The following is a 21,283-nucleotide window of genomic DNA, read 5'->3' as shown; positions in this document are numbered from 1 at the left end:
TATTTATACTCTTTCTTTTAAAAACTCTACAGCATCTTCATAGTTTAATGGTTTAGAGAATAGATATCCTTGTCCGATATTACAATCTAGGCTAATTAGTGTTTCTTCTTGTTCTTTTGTTTCTATACCCTCAGCTACTGTTTTATAGCCTAAACTTTTTGATAGTGCAATAATTGCTTTTGATATTTGCATATTATTATTGTCATTTGGTATTCCATTTACAAAAGATTTATCTACTTTAATAATATCAATTGGTAATTTAGTTAAGTAATTCATAGATGAATAACCAGTTCCAAAGTCATCAATAGACATTCTAAAACCTAAAGCTCTTAAATCTTCAAGAATTGTGATATTAGATTCATTAAATTCCATTATATATCTTTCTGTAATCTCCAGTTCTATTTGTGAAGGTTTTATATCAACTCTTTTTATAATCTCTTTTATTTTATTTATAAAGTTTTTATCTTTGAACTGAATTGTAGAAATATTAATTGCTATATATTGAAGTTCATTATGGATTTTTTTAAACTTTTTGAAATCAATAGATGCTTGTTCAAAGACAAAATCTCCTATTTCTACAATCATTCCTGAATCTTCTGCTGCTGGAATAAATTCATTTGGAGGAACAAATCCAATTATTTTACTATTCCATCTAACTAGTGCTTCAAGTGAGATGATTTTTTTTGTTTTTAATTCATATTGAGGTTGATAGTTTAGATATAGCTCATTATTTGAAACTGAGTGTTTTAAAGCTTGCTCAATTTTTAGTTGATTGTGTATATTAATAGATAATTCTTCATTGTAGTATTGATAATTGTTCTTACCAAGACTTTTAGCATGATACATAGCTGTATCAGCATTTTTAATTAGCGTTGTCATATTTGTTCCATTATCAGGGAACATAGCAACTCCAATACTTCCACTTGTATTAAGTATATGCTCTTTGATTTTGATTGGTTCTTTAAGAATATTAAGGATTTTTTCACATACGTAAGCTGCTTCTTTTTTATTTCTTGCTGTTTCTAGAACGACAATAAATTCATCACCACCCATTCTTGCTACCATATCAGTATCTCTTAAAACACTCTTTATATTTTTGGCTACATTTTGTAAAAGTCTATCCCCAATTTGATGACCAAGAGTGTCATTTATAATTTTAAATCTATCTAAATCAATAAATAGAATACTCATACTAAGATTATCTCTATTTGCAACTGAAATTACATGAGATAAATGATCTTCAAGTTTAATTCTATTTGGTAGGTTTGTTAAACTATCATGATATGCAAGATAATCAGCTTTTTCTTGAGTATCAATTATTTCTTGTAAGTCTGTATGAATAGAAATATATTTTATAATTTTCCCATTTTTATCTTTAACTGCTGTGATATTAAGCCATGTTGGAATAATAGAACCATCTTTTATTTTGTCATAAACTTTACCTTTCCAATGACCATTTTCTTCTATACTAGCCCACATTCTTTTATAAAAAATTATATCATGTTTATTTGATTTAAATAAAGAAGGTTTTTCTCCTATTAGTTCCTTTTTTTTATATCCAGATATCTTTTCAAATGCTTTATTTACTGATATAATTTTTTGTTTTTCATCCGTAATTAAAATACCTTCTTCTGTATTTTCAAAAAGAATTAATGACTCTTTTAGTTGATCTCTTTGCTTAATATATTTTGTTATGTCAAGTTTAATAGCAAGATAATTTTGTATTTTACCATTTATAAAAATAGGTACAATAGAAACTTTTTCATAATATAAAGTTCCATCTTTTCTTTTATTGATAAATTCTCCATCCCATTTTAACCCTTGTTCAAGTCTTTTATTCATTTGTACATAAGTTGTATCTACAGTTAATCCAGATGCTAAAATCCTTGGGTTTTCTCCTAAAAGTTCATTTTTTAAATAACCTGAATTCGTTTCAACATTTTCATTTAGGTATACAATATTTTTATTTTCATCTGTTAAAACTATTGAATTGTCACTATGTTCCACTGCATATTTAAAAGCTAAAAGTTCATTGTTTATTTTAATATTTTTAAATGATATTCTTATAAAGATTATTATTATACTAATAGCAGCTATAAAAAATAAAAAGGATATCACTACTAATTCTTGTAAATAATCATTATGTTTTTTATCTAATAATATAGAAGCACTAATAGTTGAGTCTTCAAGTGATATTTCTTGGGACTGTTCTAATAAGTTATTTTTTAAGTTTAATTGTTCTGTTGAAGAGGAAACTATTGAAGATTTATAATCTTTAATTAGTTTTAATCTTTTTTCATACTCTGAGTTTATTAAATTAAGTTTTGATAACAATTTATTTCCAAAATCTTTTTTTAGATTATTATTATTTAATAAAGTTAATATTTCTTTAAAACTTAATAATTGCTTTTCAATTTTTTCAATATTAATTGCTTTATTTTTTTCAGAAAATAAATAGTTAAATTCTTTTTCTATATGAATTAGATTTGTGAATTGATTTTTATAAATAGTATAGTCTTTAATATTATCTTGTATTTTAATTAAATATATAAATAATGTAAATAGTAAAATAAATATAATACTTATTATATATATGAAGAACTTTTTTTTAGTAAATTTCATAATTATTTTCCTTGAATCAAGTACATTTTAAAATTATTAAAACTATTTATTGTGACTATTTTAGAATGGAAAGTATTATATACTTTTTTTATTGTATTTAAATTAAATCATTTTAGATATAAAAAAAGGACCTGTTAAAAACAGATCCTTTTTTAAGTTATTTAAATAAATAAATTATTTTTTTGCAATTGCTTCTTTTAAAGCTTTTCCAACTTTGAATTTTCCAACAGTAGTCGCTGGAACGTCAACAGTTCTATCAGTTCCTGGAACTTTAGCAGTTCTTGCAGCTCTATCTGCAGTTGTAAATGTACCAAAACCAATGAAACTTACAGATTCTTTTTTTACTAATGTTTCAGTAATTGTTTCTAATACAGAATCAACTGCACCTTTTGCGTCTTTTTTAGATAATCCAGCTTTTGCAGCTACTGCGTCAATAAATTCAGCTTTGTTCATGAATGAACTCCTTAATTAAAATAAATTTGATTAAACTTTATAGTATTTAAGCTTTGAAATAGCTAAAACTAGGGCTTTATATTGAGAAATAACTTAATTAATAACGAAATAAAAGATTTTTTAGCAAAATGATGTCTTAATGCTTAGTAATCTACATGAATTTTCTAAGATAGCAATCTTTTTTACTAGTTCATTTAGGTCTCTATCGTATACATAAGCTCCTACACCTTTTATAACCATTACATTATTTGATGACTCTTTTAGGTACTTAGTAATTTCAAGTGCATTTCTATCATACCAAGTTTCAGAATCTCCTGGATCATAAATTGGAATTTCATTAAACGTAGTTTTTCCAAAATAATCTTCAAAAATAATTGTATCATGATCAAAAGTATATGCTGTTGTGTAAATTGGCATTCCAAAAGCTATATATTTTGCTTCATGAATATTTGTATAAATAGTTGCATGAATATGTGATTCCATACTTGCTATTTTCCATCTATAATCTTGCTTATTAATATTTAAAGTACAAAATGAGTTTGGATTCATTTCATCAAATATCGCATCATTTGTATTAATCAGAAAATTATCTTGATCAAGTTTTGCAGAAATTGCTCCATGGTAAATCCCAAAAAAGTTCTTTCTAAACATAGTAAGTGATAAATTACTTAATTGTTTAACTGTAGCCTTGTCAACCATTTTAAAAAGCCTTAAATATATTTTTGGGTATTATATACTAATTTTAATAAGGACTGTTTGAATGCAAATACCTCATGTTCCCGTTTTATTTAATGAAACACTAAATGCTTTTTCTGATATAAAAGAGGGCTATATAATAGATTGTACTACTGGTTTTGGTGGACATACTCAAGGTTTACTTGAACAAAATGAAACTGTGAATTTAATATGTAATGACCAAGATGACGAAGCTTTAGCTTTTTGTGCTAAAAGACTTGAACCTTTTTCTTCAAGAGTTACATTTAACAAAGGTAATTTTGAACATGTTCTTGATAACTTTAAAGAATATAATATTAGAGGTGTTTTAGCTGATATTGGTGTTTCTTCTTTACAGTTAGATAAACTTGATCGTGGTTTTGGTTTTGAAAGTGAAACCTTAGATATGAGAATGAATCAAAATCAAAGTTTAGATGCTTCAATAGTTGTAAATACATATTCTCAAAGTGAGTTAGAACGAGTTTTCAAAGAATGTGGAGAAGTTCGAGAATATAAAAAAGTAGCTTCTCTAATTGTAAATAATAGACCCTTTACATCAGCTAAAAAAATAGCAACTTTACTATCAAGAAAAATGTCCAAAGGTAAAATACATCCAGCAACTCTTCCTTTTCAAGGTATAAGGATTGAAGTAAATGATGAACTTGGAGTATTAACAAGACTTTTTGATTCACTTGAAACTGCAAAATTAAAAAATTGTATCGTGGCAATTATCTCTTTTCATTCTTTAGAAGATAGAATTGTAAAAAACTATTTTAAAAAATGGACAAAATCATGTATTTGTCCACCTGAAGCTTTTAGATGTGAATGTGGAAATAATCATGCTTTAGGAAAAGTAATTACGAAAAAACCAATTATTCCTACTAAAGAGGAAATTAAACAAAATCCAAGAAGTAGAAGTTCTAAATTAAGGATTTTTAAATTTGATTAGATTAAATGCTTTGAACACTTTAATAATTGTATTTACAATACTTTTTTTTGCTATTGTTTTATATTTTCCTAAGATATATTTTAGAAATAATATTTACTATATTAGTAAAGATATAAATAAACTTTATGCCCATTATATTTCATTACAAGAAGAGAATAAATTCCTCGCACAACAACTAGAAGATATGAAATTTAAAAATCAAATTATTGATTCTCTTTTATTTAATCCTTTAATTAAAGAAGTAAAATGATTCAAGGCATTATAGAATTTGCTCTAAGAAAACCTATTTTAAATCACTTATTACTTCTATTTATTTTTTTACTTGCTATTTTTTCATATTTTAAAATTCCAAAAGAGATATTTCCTCCTTCCTCTCTTGATGCAATTTCTATTTCAGGCTCATATGCGGGTGCTAGTTCTGAGCTTTTGGATAAGATTGCTGTTGCTGATATTGAAGATGAATTATTAGGTTTAAGTGCCGCTGATAAAATATCATCAACAATTAAAAATGGATTTTTTACTATAAAAGTTGATTTGAAAGATGGATATAAAGCTGATAATGAAATATCTGATGTTAAAGATATTATTTCAAAAATCAAAACAAATCTTCCTTCTGATATGGACGAACCAGTTGTAAAAAGTATTGAACACTCTTTTCCTTTAATAACAGTTGCTGTTTATTCTAAAGGAGATGATTCAAGGGAATATTTACTTGAAGTTGCTGATAAAGTAAAATCAAAAGTAATGCAATTAAAAGACTTATCTCAAGTTTCTGTTTTTGGGAAAAGTGATAAAGAATTACTTGTAAGCTTTAATGATGAAAAAATTAATGCTTATGGTTTAGATAAAAGTAGGGTTATTCAAGCAGTTCAATCTTTAAGCTCAATTTTCCCAATAGGAATAATAAAAGATAGCACAAGACACTATTATTTATCTACTTTTAATGGTGAAAAAAATATTGATAAAATCAAAAATACATTAATCAAAGTTGATGGTAAAAAGTTTTATTTAAAAGATATTGCTGATGTTGAATTTTCTTTGGGAGATGTAGTTGATATCTCACATTATAATGCTAAACCAAATATCGCTGTTGGAATAAATAAAGGTGTTAGTGGTGATGCTATTGAACTTGTTAAAGAAATTAAAGAAATCACAAAAGAGTTTGAACAAAAATATGAAAATTTAGAGTTTAGCACGTATATTGATACTTCTATTTGGATTAAAAATAGACTAAATACTGTCGTATCAAATATATTATTTGGATTGTGTTTACTTTTTATTGCACTATTAATATTTATAAATATTAGAATTGCTATTGTAATTGCAATTGGAATTCCAACTTCATTTATGATAGGTTTAATTGCTGCTGATTACTTAGGTTATAGTCTAAATATGCTCTCACTTTTAGGCGCTTTAATAGCACTAGGAATGCTTGTTGATGAAGCTATTGTTGTGGGTGAAAATATTTATAGACACCTCGAAATGGGAAAAGATAAATTTACAGCAGCCAGGGATGGTGCAATGGAAATGTATCCAGCTGTTTTAACAGCAACGGCTACAACTATTTTTGCATTTTTACCAATTTTACTTATGACTGGCGAAACTGGTAAATTTATGCAAATCCTTCCTATTATGATTTCTGTACTTCTTTTAAGTTCTCTTCTTGAAGCTTTTTTCTTTCTTCCTTTACATTCAAAAGAGATTCTTAGAGTTAGTAAAGGAGATAGAAAATCACATAAGGTATGGGAGTTTAATTATAAGCTTTATGGAAATATTTTAGACTTTTTATTAAAAGGTAGATATCTAGCAATATTTTTAATGGTGGTATCTATTTTAGGTGCAAGTGTTATAGTTTTTAAATCTCAGAAATTTGAATTTATGCCAGCTTTTGACTCTACACAAGTTTATATAACAGGTTCAGTTGGAGTTGGAAAAAAGATAGAACAAACTGAGCAGTTAGTTTATGATATAGAAAGAAAGATATTGGATAATGTTGATTTTAAAAATGTAGTAAGTTCAGTTACTTCTGTAACTGGTTTAAAACTAGACGGTAAAAATCAACCTCACTATGAAGAGTTTTATTTTCAATTATTTATAAATTTAAACGAAAGAGCACCTATTAATATTTTTGAAAAGTATATAAACCCTTATCTTTCACCTAAATATGATGATTCAAATATGATAAGAGAATCAAGTGCTCAGGATATGGAAAAACAATTAAAAGAGATTTTAAAAGATGATGTAAATTCTGGTGTTTATGATGAATTGAAAATATTTGTACCACAAGCAGGAATTGTAAAAAATGATGTTGAAATTGCTATATCAGGGGATAAAAGCAAGGTTACACAAGCTGTAAGATCTCTTAAAGAACATTTAGACTCAATTGATGGTGTATCCAATATTGCAGATGATGCATTAATAGGTAACTATGAATTAAAGTTTAAAGTAAACTCTTATGGAAGTGATTTAGGAATAAGTGAACAAACAGTTTTAAATGAATTAAGACCATATTATTTTAAAGCAACTTATTCAAAAATGTTTGATGATGAAGGTATTGTTGATATTGTATTTAAAAGTAAATCAAAAGATATGCTAAGTAGTTTAGATACCTTCCAAGTTACAACTTCTTCAAATCAAAAAGTTTTACTTTCTCAAGTAGTTGATTTTATTAAAGTACCTGCATATTCTCAGATATTTAAAGAGAATAATGAACAAATTATAAGTGTAACAGCATCATTAAGTGATATTACATCAGCTGAAGTTTTTGAAAAGTTAGATAAAGAGTTAAATGTCTTAAAAAGTAAAGTAACTTTAGATATTAAAGGTGAACAACAAGAAAATAAAAAAGTACAAAGTGAAATGGGGCAAGCTGCTTTAATAGCTATTATTTTAATCTTTATTGCTCTTGTGTGGATGTTTGACTCTTTAGTAAAACCTTTGATTATTATAAGTACTGTTCCTTTATCTATCTTAGGTGTTTTAATAGGGCATTTAATTATGGATATAAATATTACAATGCCGAGTATGATTGGAATGGTAGGACTTGCTGGAGTTATAGTTAATGATGGAATTATTATGATGGACTTTATAAAAAAAGCTAAAAATATGGAAGAGCTAGAAAAATATGCAAAAATGAGATTAAGACCTATTTTACTTACTTCTATTACAACAGTATTAGGTCTTAGTAGCTTAATTTTCTTTGCTTCAGGTCAAGCTTTGATTTTACAACCTATGGCTATATCTTTAGGCTTTGGAATTTTATGGGCAACTGTATTAAATCTATATTATGTACCTATGGTTTATCGAATTATTTATTTGAGAAAGTTTTAAAAGATTTTATTTAAATTAGACTAGTTTATTTATAATCTAGTCTAATAAATCTTTATTTTCCTCTAAACTCTTTTTCATTTGTAGCATCTGCTACATTATCAGCTAAACTTGATGTTTCAACTGCAATATCATTTGTAGCATTAGCAATATTTGCATTTATTTGTGTTTGTTTATCTAAGCTATTAATAGCATCACTAATTTGCTCAATTCCAAACTTTTGTTCTTTTGCAGCATTTTCAACTTCATCAATCAGTGATAAAGTACTAGTTATATTTTCATTTAAATTATGATAACCATTAATCATTAAAGCTGCAATATCTTTACCTTGTTTAGATTTTGATGTTGCATTTTCAACAAGTGTTTTAATTTCATTAGCGGCATCTGCACTTCTACTTGCAAGGTTTCGAACTTCTGCAGCAACTACTGCGAAACCTTTTCCCGCTTCACCAGCAGTTGCAGCTTCCACAGCTGCATTTAGTGATAGAATATTTGTTTGAAATGCAATTTGATCAATAACAGAAATAGCTTCGTTAATTGCACTTACTTGAGTATTTATATCCTCCATTGAAGAAACAGTTTGATTTGCTAACTTTTCTCCCTCATTTGCAGATACATTTAATTCATTTGCATTCTTTGCCATTTTTGCAATATTTTCACTACTTGAGGCAATATTACTTGTAATCTCTTCAACTGCAGCTGCTGTTTCTTCTAATCTTGCTGCTGCATCATTTGAAGCTCTATTTAGTTCATCTACATTTTTTAATAATTGACTTGAACCTTCTTGTAAAGTTTCGCCATTGGATTTGTTTTGAACTAACATAGTTGTAATTGATTTACCTAAGCTATTAATACCTTCAATCATTTGCTTAGATTCACCATTTAAACCTTTAATATCTATAAGACCTAAATAGTTATAGTTTGTATATTCATCTAAAATTGTTAAAATATCATTAATTACTTTTTGTTGAACATCTAGCATTTTATTAATAGTTTTTGCTAAGATACTAACTTGTGGGTTTGCTGCAACAGAATGTACTCTACATCCATAATAACCTTTTTGAACCTTATCAAGTGTAATAGTAGCTTCTCCTACACATAATAAATCTTTTTCTAAATTATTATTCATTCTATCAATATTAGTATTTATCATTTTTGTAAGATTTCCTAAGGAACCTTTTGTTTCTAGTTTTATATGTTCTATTTCATTACTTTCTTTATTTAAGTATTTAATAAAATTTTCAATACCAAAATAAATTTCTTCAATAGCTTTATTAATACTTCCTACAAATAGAATTACAAATGTAATAACAAGAAGGATAATTAAAAGTGATAAAGAGGCAATAAATATCATTTGATTATATTCTTTATCTTTCATTGTTGAAATATCATTAATAATATTTTTTGAAAGATAATCATCTATTTCTTTTAAAATATTGATTTTCTTTGTAATAGTATTAAACCAATAAGTAGAATCTACATTTAATGAAGTATTCTTATTTTCATTATAAGATAATAAAACATTTCTGATTCTTTGAACTTCTGTTACAATTGGGTTGTTTAGTTTTTCTTTTACATAGTCCTCTTTTCCAGAATCATATAAATAAAAGGTATTTATATAAGCATTTTGCTCATTTATTAGAGTCAAAAATTTTAAATATAAGTCTGTCGTAAAAGCATTTTTAGCAAAAATATTTGAACCAACAGCTCTTTCAATTCCAGCTCTTTCTTTTGACATTAAAAAGTTATAATATGCAGTTATATCTTTGATGATTATTTCATTTTCTGCAATTAATGAAGATTTTGCAACAAAATTTAATAAGTATCTATTTATATCTGTATAATAATTTATTACTTTTTTAATTTCTATATCTAAATTGTCTATATTTGTTCGAAATCCTTGAATTTTTGATAACTCATTAATTACTTTTTCTATATTTTCTTTCCCTTTTGTAGGATAATAAGAAAAATTTTCTATGTAAGTTTTAAATTCATTTATTCTTGTATCTGTAAGGTTTCGTTGTTTTACTAAAATATCTCTAAATTTATCACCTTTACTTCCTAAGTACCCAACACTAGCACCTCTTTCTTTTTGTGTTTCATGTAATAATAATGAAATTTTAGTATTTAAAATAACTAATTTGTCTACTTTTTCAAGTTTGTTTACTTTTGTATAAGAACTTACTGTTATGTATATTGATAATCCAATAATAAAAAGTAAGGGAAAGAGAACAAGTAACTTCATCTTATTTTCAACTGATATTCTTTTTAATGCTAATAACATAATAATTCCTAGTTCATTGTTTTATATAGAGCTTCATACTTATCAATCTCATTTTGAGAAGCCATTCGTCGGCAAGAAATATAACCTTTTGTTTCATCACATGAAGTAAAAGGAAATATGGTTGCAAAAACCCAATAACACTTTCCATGTTTAGTCTTGTTTTTAACAAAACCTTTCCAAGGTTTTCCACTTTGAACAGTTTCCCATAAATCTTTAAATGCAGCTTTTGGCATATCAGGATGTCTAACCATATTATGTGGTTGACCTACAAGTTCTTCTAGTGAATATTCTGCAAAATGACAAAATTCATCATTTGCATATCGAATAATTCCTTTTTCATCTGTTTCTGATAATAAAAAAGAGTCAGTTGTTAATTTTAATTCTTCTTCCATAAAAATTCACCTTATAAAAATTCTTATTGAAAGTTTACTTAAAAAATTATTTTATTTTGATTAGACACATAACATATAATCTTATTAGTTATTTTATGGGGTTATGATTATAAAACTACGATCCCTAGTATTTGTCTTAAAACATTATTTTCTTCATCAAAATCTTTTAAATTTTTCCCAGGTTCCAAAGTTGTAATACTTGCTTTCCCAACTATATGTCTATATTTTTCTCCAAACTTATTTTTAAGTCTTACACTCCACATATTATGCATAGCAAGAGGTTCATTGTTTTTAACTCCTACATATAACATGATATGACCTTTTAAATAAATAAGTGTAGAAAAAGGTACTCCATTTTGTTTTATATATTCTTTTTTCTCTTTTTTAGAAAAAGTAGAGATATCATGATATTTCCCATTTTTTGTTTGTGCTCTTGAATTTCTTGAAATAAACTTTCCAAAAGGAACAAAGAAATCTTGTGTAAAACTTGAGCAATCTCTATTATTTAATAATCCACCCCAACCATAAGGTTCATCAAGTAACGCTTGTGCAATTTTGATTCTATTTTTTGAGTTAAATTTTATAGGCATATTTTGAACACTTTGTGAACTTAAATTTATATATGCAATTATTGCGTTATTTTGAAAATCTTTTTTTGCAATAATATATTTATCTTCAAACTTAGGAAAAATAGTTGCTAGTTTTACATATTCTCTAAAACTATTATCGTAAATAGGAAACTTTTCTTTTATAGCAACTGAATATGAACCTGTTTTAAAGTTTTGAATAAATGTTTCATTTACAAAAGCAATATCACTTGTTTTTATCCATCCTCCAACTGTACTTGATTGCATATAAACCCATGCTCTATCTTTTGAATAATGAGATAAAAAAATTGGTGTATTTATTTTAATTGCTGAGTTTTGATTATAATCAAAAGGAAAACCTTCTCCTGCTTTTGATGGATTATAAAACATAGGTGAGGATGTTGGGAAAACCCTTACATCACTATTTTTTAATGTAATTGCTTTTTTTAAAAGAGTATTATATGAATCAAAGTTTGAATTCTCTATTTGTTTTTCAAACCATGTTTGACTAGCTAGTCTATGGTTTTCTAAGTAAACAGTTTTATTTTTATATGAAAAGCCCCAAGTAGCTTCTTCCTTACTGTAAGTAACTTTATTTTGTTCCCATGGAGTAAAATATCTTTTTAGGTATTTATTTGTTTCTTGATTTTGATCTATGAAGTTGTTATTTGCATATTTCGTCGTATTTTTTAAATCACTTTTTTCAACTTTTATAATAGGCTCTTTTACTGAACAGGCAGTAAAAAGTAGTGTTGTTGAGAGAAGAATAATATTACTTAGTTTTTTTATTTTTATCATATGATATAACCTCTAAAATTTAATTTAGAGATTGTATCATTTTATAATTTTTCTATTTATTAAAAAAAGAACTTTTTCTTTAATTTAAAAAAATAAATAACTGTTTTATATTGAACAAACATAAATGGAAGCATAATTATAAAATATGCAAGTGAGTATTTTTCAATTATTCCATTAAAAGTAAGCCCAAAATTAATAAAAAACATACCAAATACAAAAAATGCAACACCTGGACAAATTAATGCAAAAGATACACTAGATCGTTCTTCTGAATCTATGAATTTTTCAAAATATCCAAGTTGATTCATAATTTTATATCCTAATATTCCAAATATAATTTGAAGTGAAACAATAATAGAAGTTAAAGTAAATAGCGAAGATTTATCAACAATAGCACCAAAATTATGATCAAGCCCAAAAGATACTCGTACAGCAGTAATTCCTAAAAGAGTTAAAATTGGAATAATAATCCATAATGAAGGAGAAGCTTCAATAGAAATACCATGTTCAAACATATTTTTAAAACCAATTGTAAGTTTTATTATTAATAATAAAAGAGATAAAGAGGTAAAGAATAGGGCACCAAAAATACCTATTGCATTTATTTCTATATTATGACTCATTGCTCCAGGAGCTGCAAAACCAACTGCCACCATTGCAAAAGCAAAAATAGAAATCATTTGTGAAAGGTTATTGTTTTTAGTAAAGTCAAAATCACCATTTATTATAATTCTAGAAAAGTAATTGAAAAATATTTTTAAAGCATAAAAACCTGTAATCATAAACCCAATTAAAGCAAATGGAAATAAATACTCAACTATTCCCCAAAGTCCTGGAACAAATACTGCTCCTAAAACAAAGCATACGTTTATTGTCATTGTATATGTAAGAGGTATTGTCATTAAAGTAATCTCAGCATTTGAGTTTTTTAATTCTTTATAAGTATCAGACTTTTTATACATATTAAATTGTTTAGTATTCCAAATTAAAAGTTTAAAATGCAAAAATGCAAAAGCTATAATCATAACAAGCGCAAAGGCTGAAACAAAAGATAGCCAATCACCTTTTAATAGTTGTGAATATACAAAATCAAATGTAGCCATAGGTGCACCTTTATGTGGTACTAAGAACATTAAATACATAAAGAATGAAACTGATAAACCACCAGCACCTAATGCTGCTAAAAAACACATTGGAGAGAATTTTTCTCTTAAAGTCATTTTTAAATCCTTAAATAAATTTCATAAATATTACTATATATTATATTAAATACTTATGAAAATAATATAAGTTAATCTTATGTTTATAATTTAAAAATATTTTTTAAATATATAGCTAAGTTATTACTTGATATAGTTTCAATAGTTTATTTTAGGAATTATATAATATGCATAAGTTTTCACTTTCAAAAGAATTATTTGAAAATATTTTATTAAAAAAAGTATCTGTTCTTTCTAAGGAAAATAATAAATATTGGAAGAAAGTACTTTTAGAACCTAAGATTATTAATGATAAGATTGAATACTCAATAAAACAATTTGATACTTTAACTATCACAAATGGATTAGGAAAAGATAATCCATCTTTAGTAATTGAGTGTAAAAAAATTGATTATTCAAGTTCTAAGGATTGTTTTGAATTTACTTTAGGAAAAGTAATAGAACAGAAGAACACAAACTTAGAAGAAAACTATAAAGACAATTTAATTGAGCAATTATTAAAAGAAAAAGAACTTCTTAAAGATAGTATGAATCGAGATCACTTAACAAAAATTTATAATAGAAGAAAAATGGAAGAGGATTTGAAAGTCTTTTCAAGACAGAGTAATTCAAGTTTCTTAAGTGCTATATTTATTGATGCTGATAGGTTCAAAGGAATAAATGATACCTTTGGTCATGATACAGGAGATAAGGTTTTAGTCTATCTTGCTGAGAAGTTAAAAAAACATGCTGAAATATTAAATGGTGAAGTTTATAGATATGGTGGAGAAGAATTTATTATTCTTTGTTTTATTACAAAAAAACATATTGTACAAAAACTTAATGATTTGAGAGAAGATATAAAATCAAAAAAAATATATCATTCTATAAGAGATATCTCTATTAGTGTTAGTATGGGAGTCTCTTTTTTTACTGATTGTAAAGATGCAAATGAAATGATTCAAAGAGCTGATTTTGCAGTATATAGAGCAAAAAATAAAGGTAGAGATAGAGTTGAATTTACATAATTAAGTAGTTAAAATAGTAGCTAAATTATTTAGCTACTATTTTATAGAAGTTTATTAAAAATTACTTAGCAATTTTATCTGCAATTGCTTGCATAGTTGCTTCATCCATACCTTTAACTTGACCTTTCATAAGACCCTTCATTGGACCTCCATAAGAACCATCTTGGTAACCTTTTAAAGAAGCAACAAAATCAGCTTTTGTCATATCTTTAATAATTTTTGATTTACCTAAAGCAGATTTTCCACCATCAGCTCCATGACATCCTGCACATTTTGCGTAAGGGTTAGCAAGTGCAACACATGCTGTAATAAGTGATAATGCTATAATTTTTTTCATTGTTTCGTTCCTTCTTTTATATTATGTTGTAATTATATGATATTCTATATTAGAAGTAATTGACGTAAATCAATAAAAAAAGTTTTTTTATAAAATATAGCGGAAAACGCTATATTTATTATTTGATGAGTAGTTCTTTTTTTAACTCATCAATATTTATTTTATTTTTATCGGAAGGAATAAGAGGTAAAGACTTTTTATAAATAATTTTACTAGGAATCATATATGAAGCTAAATGTTTTTTTAATTCAAAAGTAATTTCTTTTGAGCTTATCTCACTACTTGCACTATATACTAAAACAATTTCTTCTTCAATCTCTTCATTTTCAATTGAAAAAACGGCACATTGTTCAATTTCTGAAATATTTTTGTAAACTACAGATTCTATTTCATGAGGACTTACTCTAAATCCTCTAGTTTTAATCATATTATCTTTTCTTGAAACAAAGTATAAATAACCTTCTTCATCTTTATAAACATAATCTCCAGTTGCAACAACTATTTCATCATTTAAATCACCATCAAGATTTATTATATTTTTTAAAATTTGAGCAGATTTAAATCTCTCTTTTGTTTCTTTTGGACCTTTCCAGTAACCTTGGTAAATATATCCACCTCTATGAATTAACTCTCCAACAACTCTAGGGGCACATTCATTACCTTCTTCATCAATTACATATAATTCAACATCAGGAATAGCTTTTCCTATTGAATCAGGTCTTATTTTTAATTGAGTTGGATCTAGGTATGTTGATCTAAATGCTTCTGTTAATCCATGCATTGAATAAAATTTTGCATTTGAAAAGTACTCTTCTACGTCTGTAATCATTTTATTTGTAACATTACCACCTGATGATGTAATAATTCTTACATTTTGTAATAATTCACTACTTGGAAGTCTATTTTCTTCTTCATCAAACATGTCTGTTAAATTAATAGGCATAATTGGTAATACTGTAACTTTATCATTTATAATATGATTAAAAAAGTCATTAGGTAAAACAAATTTGTGAAGTGCTAATGTTGCTCTTTTATATAAAGAACAAAAGATTTGATTTAATCCATAATCAAGATTAAAAACAAGTGTTCCTGAAATTACATCTTCTTCTTTTAGTTTTAAGTATTGTGACACAACACGAGCTGAATCTATAAAGTTTCTATGTGAAATCACAATACCTTTTGGTTTTCCACTTATTCCAAATGAGTAAGTAATAGCAGCATTTTGATGTCCTGAAATATTACATTCATAAGGTTTATTATAGTATTTGTAAATCTCTTCAAATGATGGTAATTCTTTATGTGCTGTTTCATATGAAATAACAGTACCTGTAAAGTTTATTTCTTCAAGTGTTTCAAGTTTTACTTTATCTGTAATAATACAAGCAATATCACAATCATCAATTATATATTTTACTTGTTCTTGTTTAAGTAATTTTGTTAAAGGAACTAGAATATAATCAGTTGATAAAATAGCAAGTATTGCAATAACTTGATCTATTCCTTTATTTGAATAAATACCAATTCTACTTTTGCTTGGCATATTTAACTCATCTAAATAATAAGCAATTTGATTTACTTTAGTAAATAATTCGCTATATGTAATTTTCTCATGTCCAAATGTTAAAGCAATTTTTTCTGGATTTGAAATATTTGCTTCTTCTACTAATGTTCTTATACAATTTATTGACATATTATTTCCTTTATTTTTGAGTTATTCCAAGAGTCCAAATATCATAATTTGAATCTAAAATGATTGCAGGATGAATATCACTGTTTAAAATTTTCTTATAGAAAAATGCAATAATATCTTCTACTTCTTCAAAACTTAATACTTTAGTAATTCCACCTGTTAATACAACAGATTTTAATAAGTGTAATTTTAGTTTGATATATAAAGGATGAACTTCTGATACTTTATATAAAACTAAGAAGATTGCAAGTTGCATTAAAATTCGTAGACTTTTATTAGTATCTTCATTAAAAATATTTTCAGTTACTTTTAAATGAGCTAATAATTCATATACAAATTCATTATTTTGAGCTGCAAAAATTAATGATTCTTTTGATTTAAAAACACCAAGTTTCTTAAATACTAATCTATCATATTCATTAGAAGTAACAATATTATCATAAGATAAATCTTTAGAATAATGAATATCCGTTGTTGCTCCTCCAATATCAATTAAAATAAATGGATTAACAGCTGCAAATTTTGAATCAATTAGTGGCAATGTTTTATTTACAATATAAGGAGTTGAATAAATTTGATTTGATGTTAAATCATATAAATGTTTAATATCTTCCTTACCCATAATATCAGCTTGATAAAGATTAGTTAAATACTCTTTTAAAGGCTCTTCAACTACATGGAGTTTATTATCAATTACATTATCAATTAATACTAAGTTTTCTATATGTGAACTTAAATACTCAGCATCTTTGCTTGAACCTGCAAAAACTACATTTGAATAATTTACATTTTCTAAATATTTAAATAAATCTTCTTTAAAGATATTATCAACACTATTAATTCCACCAACAATTATTACAACATCAATTAAATCACTTGGAACTGAAGCTTTATCTATCTCTTGATATAAAACAGTATCAATAATATTAATACCAGAATTATATGCAATATTTGTAGCATATTTTAAAGAAAAAGAGTTAGTAACACCAATTACTAATGTTGATAATCCACCATTTGCAGAAGAACAAATAAATATTTCTTCTTTTTTAAAGCTCTCAAGTGTACTTGAACATTTACTAACTAAATCATCATAAATGTCTTTGTTAAAATCTCTAAAGTGTTGTTCAACATTGTTAGAAGTGGCAACTTTAAAGTATGTACTTCCTATATCGATTAAAAGTTTATTTTCTACCATTGCATAATTCCTATATCATGGATGATGTCATTTACTATTGATGAGGCATCTTTATTTAAATCACATTGTTTCTTTTCATATTCAAAACATCTATCACTTATTGGTAATTTACCTTTTTTGATAATTCTAATGTTTTTATTTTTATCTCTTACTGTTACTACTTCATTATGATTTATAATATGTGGAGAGAAGGGAACATCAATCGTTCCATTTTTAATAGAGTTAAATACTTTTCTCCATAATGTATCAGCAGGGTCATTAAACACAGCTTCCATAATACTCATAACTTCTTCAGTTAGTATTTCTTCCTCTTCTTTATCTACAATATTTGGTAAACCTTGAAGCATTCTAAGAGTGTATTGAGTATTTGCAACTGTTTTAGCATTTGATTCTTTTGTAGGAATTCCAGATGCTTCATCTCTTGTTTTTGTAATAATTTTATCAGCACCAACCATAGCTGCAATTACAGTTGAAGTATTAATTAAACATTCTGCAAAATTTTTATCTGTTGGGAAGGCTCCCATCCATTGGTGATATACAAGATGTACAGATGCGTCACCACATCCGATTTCTTCTGCGTAATGCTTAGCCATTTTTCTAATAACTGCCCCTGTTACAATATCTTGATTCATAGAACCAGTTTGTGAGAAAGATACAGAAAAGGATTTTACACCTTCTTCAAGTGAAAGAAGCATTTCTAATAACTGTATTACAATTGTTACACAAGGAGGAACAAGTGTTGCAGTTAAAGGACCAAAGGATTCTCTATTAATTGGTTCATTAAGTTTTGAATAATTTGCACAAACTCTTTCAACATATTTCCAATATAAAAAAGCTTTATCTAATGGGAAGTTTTTAGAGTAGGGTAATAGGTAAGTAATTGGACCACCCTCAATTTCAAAGATTCCTGAAGCAATAGCAGTTTCTATTAAAAGTCTTGCATCAGGAGTTCCATGTCTTAATGATACTGGTTTATTAAAGTGAGTAATCATTTTTCTAGTAGTTTTATAACCATGATTTACTAAAGGATAACCATTTAACATATCAACTTCATTTTCTTCAGAAAGCTTAAGCATTTTTGCAGATGTTGCATAATCATTTAATCTTGTATTTGAATCAATAGTTAAAGGTAAAACATCAACATTTGCATTTACAAAAAACTCATATAAATCATATTGTTTTTGATAAGTTGGAAAACCACCACGAGGTTGAACTAACATTTTATTAGCATTTTTAAAGTTGTGCGAAATAAATAAATCTTTTGAAGCATTTTTTACAAACTCTTCTATCTCTGCAAAATCAAAGTTATCTGCATATTTATTTTGAACAATAATTTCTCGCTCTTCTTGAAGTAAGCTCATTATTCTCTCTCCTTCAAGTATTTTTGTAATGCATCAAGTCCCGTATTTAAGTCAACTTGGTGAAATACTAAATCAAAACCATAATCCTTAAATTTAGGCACAATATCTTCAGCAGCTCCAGTTCCTACAACTAAGTTACCACCAATCATAAATACAACCTCATCTAAAAGATTTCCATATTTTGATTTTAAAATTTTAACTTCTCTACACCAACCCTCAGCTTCACCATTTAGTGAAGAGATAAGTAAAACATCTGCGTTTGTTTCAATAACAGCATCAAAGAATTCTTCTAAATAAGTATTAACACCTAAGTTAAATACTTCAAATCCTCGTGCTTGTAATGATATATCTATTAGTCTATTTGCAACTACGTGTATATCGTTACCTACAACTCCTGTAACTACTTTCATATATTTACTACCTAATTATTTTTAGTTTATTATTTATTAAAGGCAATTATATTATCTAAAAAATGGTTAGTGTTTAATTAGGAAAAATTATAATAAAACTATTGAATAAAAAATTATTCAATAGTTTCTTATTTATTGTATGTAAGTTATTTGTATTTTATAATGCAGAGTTTATTAAATCTTTTAAATTGTCTAATCCGAATACTTCTAAAGGCTTACCATTTACATAATAAGCTGGTGTTTTTGTAGCTTTTAAAGCTTTTCCATCTTCTATATCTTGTTTAACGATTTCTATAATCTTAGGATCTTTCATATCTTTTACTAATTTATCCATATCTAGAAGTTTAGATGATGCTACAACTGCCCATAATCTATTTAAATCTACACTATGATTTATTACCCATACATTTTGTGTATTAAATAGTAACTCTAAAACTTCAATAAATTTATTTTGCTCTTTACTAGCTTCTAGTAATATAACTGCATTTGTAGAACCCTTATGAAAAGGTGCATATCTTAAAACAAGTTTGATATTGCCTTCCTTTTCTTTCATAATCTCTTTTACATATGGATGCATTTGTGCACATGTTTCACAAGCTGGGTCAAAGAATTCTACTAGTTCAACTTTTGCATCTTTATTTCCAATAATTACTGAGTGTTCTCTAATTAGTGCTGAATAGTTTGCTTTTGTATTTGCTATTAATTGTTCTGTCTTATTTGTTTTAAAAATATACGTACCACCTAAAAATACTACTAGTAAAACTAGTAATGATATTAGTACAACTTTTTTATTTTGCATTTTTTCTTGCCTTTTTTTAATATTTAAAATTATATTAGCATATATAAATATAATAAATATTAAATTTTTTTAATTATGCTTTGTTACTTTCAAGTTACCTATAAATTATATACTTTCAGTAATCAAAAAGTAGGAGATATATTATGAAAAAAGTAGTTTTAATTGCAAGCTTATCTGCATTATGTGTAAGTTCGTTAATGTCTTTTGATGGAAAAGAACTTAAAGAGAGATCAAATAAGGGATATAAATCTGATGTGAAATTAGAATATATAATTCCTGATGTTAAAAATATTCCAGATAATAAATTTGGGGAGCTTGTAAAATATGGTAGAGAACTTATTGTTCATACTTCTAAATATATAGGTCCTGAAGTGGATGATCCAAAAATGAGATTTGCAGGAAATAATAACCAATGTCAAAACTGTCACTTAGATGCAGGAACTAAAGCTTATTCTGCACCTTTTATTGGAACAACTGCAGAATTTCCACAATATAGACCAAGAGAAAATAAAATTGGTACTTTAGTTGAAAGAATTAATGGTTGTATGGAAAGAAGTATGAATGGGTATAAGCTTCCTGCACAAAGTAAAGAGATGGCTGCAATGCAAGCTTATATGCACTGGTTAAGTATGGGTATTCCTGTTGCTGGGGGAGGAAAACTAAAAGGAAGAGGTCTAGCAAAAATTGATAGAAAAATGATTAAAAATCAAGCTGCAGATCTTGAAAAAGGAAGTATAGTTTATGCAAATCAATGTGCTTCATGTCATGGTGCTAATGGAGAAGGAATTAAAAATCCTGGAAAAGCAAATGGCTTCATGTTCCCTGCATTATGGGGTACAGAAGATACTTATAATAAAGGTGCAGGAATGTATAGAATTTTAAAATCTGCAGATTTTATAAAAAGTAATATGCCATTAGGGGCAACACATGAAAATCCAATTTTAACTGATGAAGAAGCTTATAATGTAGCTGCATTTATGAATCAAGATTCTCATTATAGACCAGAAAAAATAAATAGAAATAATGATTTTCCTGATGAAATAGTTAAAGCTCCAGATGTTTATAGACCTAATATTGAAACAAAAGAACATCAAGTTGGACCTTATGGAAAAATTATAAAATAATTTAAAAGAGAATA

Annotated in this window: 18 protein-coding genes; 5 read left to right on the top strand and 13 right to left on the bottom strand. The window is 26.3% G+C overall.

Annotation, left to right across the window (positions count from 1 at the left end; genetic code table 11):
- Nucleotides 1-3: 3 nt before the first annotated feature.
- From KO488_RS02265 to KO488_RS02255, 3 genes are all read right to left on the bottom strand, one after another.
- Nucleotides 4-2,622 carry an EAL and GGDEF domain-containing protein gene (locus tag KO488_RS02265; protein WP_216057168.1) on the bottom strand — a complete coding sequence of 873 codons (2,619 nt, stop codon included), beginning with the start codon at nt 2,620-2,622 and terminating at the stop codon, nt 4-6.
- Nucleotides 2,623-2,796: 174 nt separating this feature from the next.
- Nucleotides 2,797-3,075 carry an HU family DNA-binding protein gene (locus KO488_RS02260; protein ID WP_152192087.1) on the bottom strand — a complete coding sequence of 93 codons (279 nt, stop codon included), beginning with the start codon at nt 3,073-3,075 and terminating at the stop codon, nt 2,797-2,799.
- A gap of 120 nt (nt 3,076-3,195) precedes the next feature.
- Nucleotides 3,196-3,774: a class II aldolase and adducin N-terminal domain-containing protein gene (locus tag KO488_RS02255; protein ID WP_216057167.1), complete on the bottom strand. Its 579-nt coding sequence runs from the start codon at nt 3,772-3,774 to the stop codon at nt 3,196-3,198.
- 61 nt (nt 3,775-3,835) lie between these two features.
- On the opposite strand from KO488_RS02255, the gene rsmH reads away from it, so the two are divergent.
- Genes rsmH through KO488_RS02240 form a run of 3 tightly spaced genes read left to right on the top strand, consistent with a single transcriptional unit; the run spans nt 3,836 to nt 8,068 of the window.
- Nucleotides 3,836-4,738 carry a 16S rRNA (cytosine(1402)-N(4))-methyltransferase RsmH gene (gene rsmH, locus KO488_RS02250; protein WP_216057166.1) on the top strand — a complete coding sequence of 301 codons (903 nt, stop codon included), beginning with the start codon at nt 3,836-3,838 and terminating at the stop codon, nt 4,736-4,738.
- On the top strand, nt 4,731-4,988 hold the full coding sequence (locus tag KO488_RS02245) for a hypothetical protein (RefSeq protein ID WP_216057165.1): 258 nt from the start codon (nt 4,731-4,733) through the stop codon (nt 4,986-4,988). The genes rsmH and KO488_RS02245 overlap by 8 nt, the downstream gene beginning before the upstream one ends.
- Nucleotides 4,985-8,068, top strand: a complete 3,084-nt coding sequence (locus KO488_RS02240) for an efflux RND transporter permease subunit (RefSeq protein ID WP_216057164.1) — start codon at nt 4,985-4,987, stop codon at nt 8,066-8,068. Before KO488_RS02245 ends, KO488_RS02240 begins: the two co-directional genes overlap by 4 nt.
- Before the next feature lie 52 nt (nt 8,069-8,120).
- Here the strand turns inward: KO488_RS02240 and KO488_RS02235 are convergent, their stop codons facing one another.
- The 4 genes from KO488_RS02235 to KO488_RS02220 all read right to left on the bottom strand — a co-directional run bounded on the left by KO488_RS02235 (nt 8,121) and on the right by KO488_RS02220 (nt 13,346).
- The gene (locus KO488_RS02235; protein WP_216057163.1) at nt 8,121-10,349 is read right to left on the bottom strand and encodes a methyl-accepting chemotaxis protein; all 2,229 of its coding nucleotides are present in this window, start codon (nt 10,347-10,349) and stop codon (nt 8,121-8,123) included.
- An 8-nt stretch (nt 10,350-10,357) separates the two neighbouring features.
- Complete coding sequence (locus KO488_RS02230) at nt 10,358-10,741, bottom strand: PAS domain-containing protein (RefSeq protein ID WP_216057162.1); 384 nt, start codon at nt 10,739-10,741, stop codon at nt 10,358-10,360.
- Between the two features lie 107 nt (nt 10,742-10,848).
- Nucleotides 10,849-12,126, bottom strand: coding sequence for an SH3 domain-containing protein (locus KO488_RS02225; protein WP_216057161.1), 1,278 nt, complete (start codon nt 12,124-12,126; stop codon nt 10,849-10,851).
- A gap of 59 nt (nt 12,127-12,185) precedes the next feature.
- A complete protein-coding gene (locus tag KO488_RS02220; RefSeq protein WP_216057160.1) occupies nt 12,186-13,346 on the bottom strand; it encodes a TsoY family (seleno)protein in 1,161 nt (386 codons plus the stop codon).
- A gap of 167 nt (nt 13,347-13,513) precedes the next feature.
- Here KO488_RS02220 and KO488_RS02215 point away from each other — a divergent pair, with 167 nt between their 5' ends.
- On the top strand, nt 13,514-14,353 hold the full coding sequence (locus KO488_RS02215; protein WP_216057159.1) for a GGDEF domain-containing protein: 840 nt from the start codon (nt 13,514-13,516) through the stop codon (nt 14,351-14,353).
- Nucleotides 14,354-14,414: 61 nt separating this feature from the next.
- On the opposite strand, the gene KO488_RS02210 is transcribed toward KO488_RS02215, so the two are convergent.
- The 6 genes from KO488_RS02210 to KO488_RS02185 form a co-directional block, all read right to left on the bottom strand.
- The gene (locus KO488_RS02210; RefSeq protein WP_216057158.1) at nt 14,415-14,690 is read right to left on the bottom strand and encodes a c-type cytochrome; all 276 of its coding nucleotides are present in this window, start codon (nt 14,688-14,690) and stop codon (nt 14,415-14,417) included.
- A gap of 118 nt (nt 14,691-14,808) precedes the next feature.
- Complete coding sequence (locus KO488_RS02205; RefSeq protein ID WP_216057157.1) at nt 14,809-16,380, bottom strand: AMP-binding protein; 1,572 nt, start codon at nt 16,378-16,380, stop codon at nt 14,809-14,811.
- A 10-nt stretch (nt 16,381-16,390) separates the two neighbouring features.
- A complete protein-coding gene (locus KO488_RS02200; RefSeq protein ID WP_216057156.1) occupies nt 16,391-17,575 on the bottom strand; it encodes a glutamate mutase L in 1,185 nt (394 codons plus the stop codon).
- A complete protein-coding gene (locus tag KO488_RS02195; RefSeq protein WP_216057155.1) occupies nt 17,569-18,936 on the bottom strand; it encodes a methylaspartate mutase in 1,368 nt (455 codons plus the stop codon). Before KO488_RS02195 ends, KO488_RS02200 begins: the two co-directional genes overlap by 7 nt.
- A complete protein-coding gene (gene glmS, locus KO488_RS02190) occupies nt 18,936-19,346 on the bottom strand; it encodes a methylaspartate mutase subunit S (protein WP_216057154.1) in 411 nt (136 codons plus the stop codon). Before glmS ends, KO488_RS02195 begins: the two co-directional genes overlap by 1 nt.
- A 157-nt stretch (nt 19,347-19,503) precedes the next feature.
- Nucleotides 19,504-20,145, bottom strand: a complete 642-nt coding sequence (locus KO488_RS02185; protein ID WP_216057153.1) for a DsbA family protein — start codon at nt 20,143-20,145, stop codon at nt 19,504-19,506.
- A 143-nt stretch (nt 20,146-20,288) separates the two neighbouring features.
- Here KO488_RS02185 and KO488_RS02180 point away from each other — a divergent pair, with 143 nt between their 5' ends.
- Entirely contained in the window at nt 20,289-21,269 is a 981-nt protein-coding gene (locus tag KO488_RS02180) for a c-type cytochrome (RefSeq protein ID WP_216057152.1), read from the top strand.
- Nucleotides 21,270-21,283: the final 14 nt, after the last annotated feature.

Source organism: Poseidonibacter lekithochrous (genome assembly GCF_018861145.1).
GTDB classification, from domain to species: Bacteria; Campylobacterota; Campylobacteria; order Campylobacterales; family Arcobacteraceae; genus Poseidonibacter; species Poseidonibacter lekithochrous_A.
The sequence above is the reverse complement of the archived record's forward strand: the minus strand, read 5'-3'. Positions and strand labels throughout refer to the sequence as shown.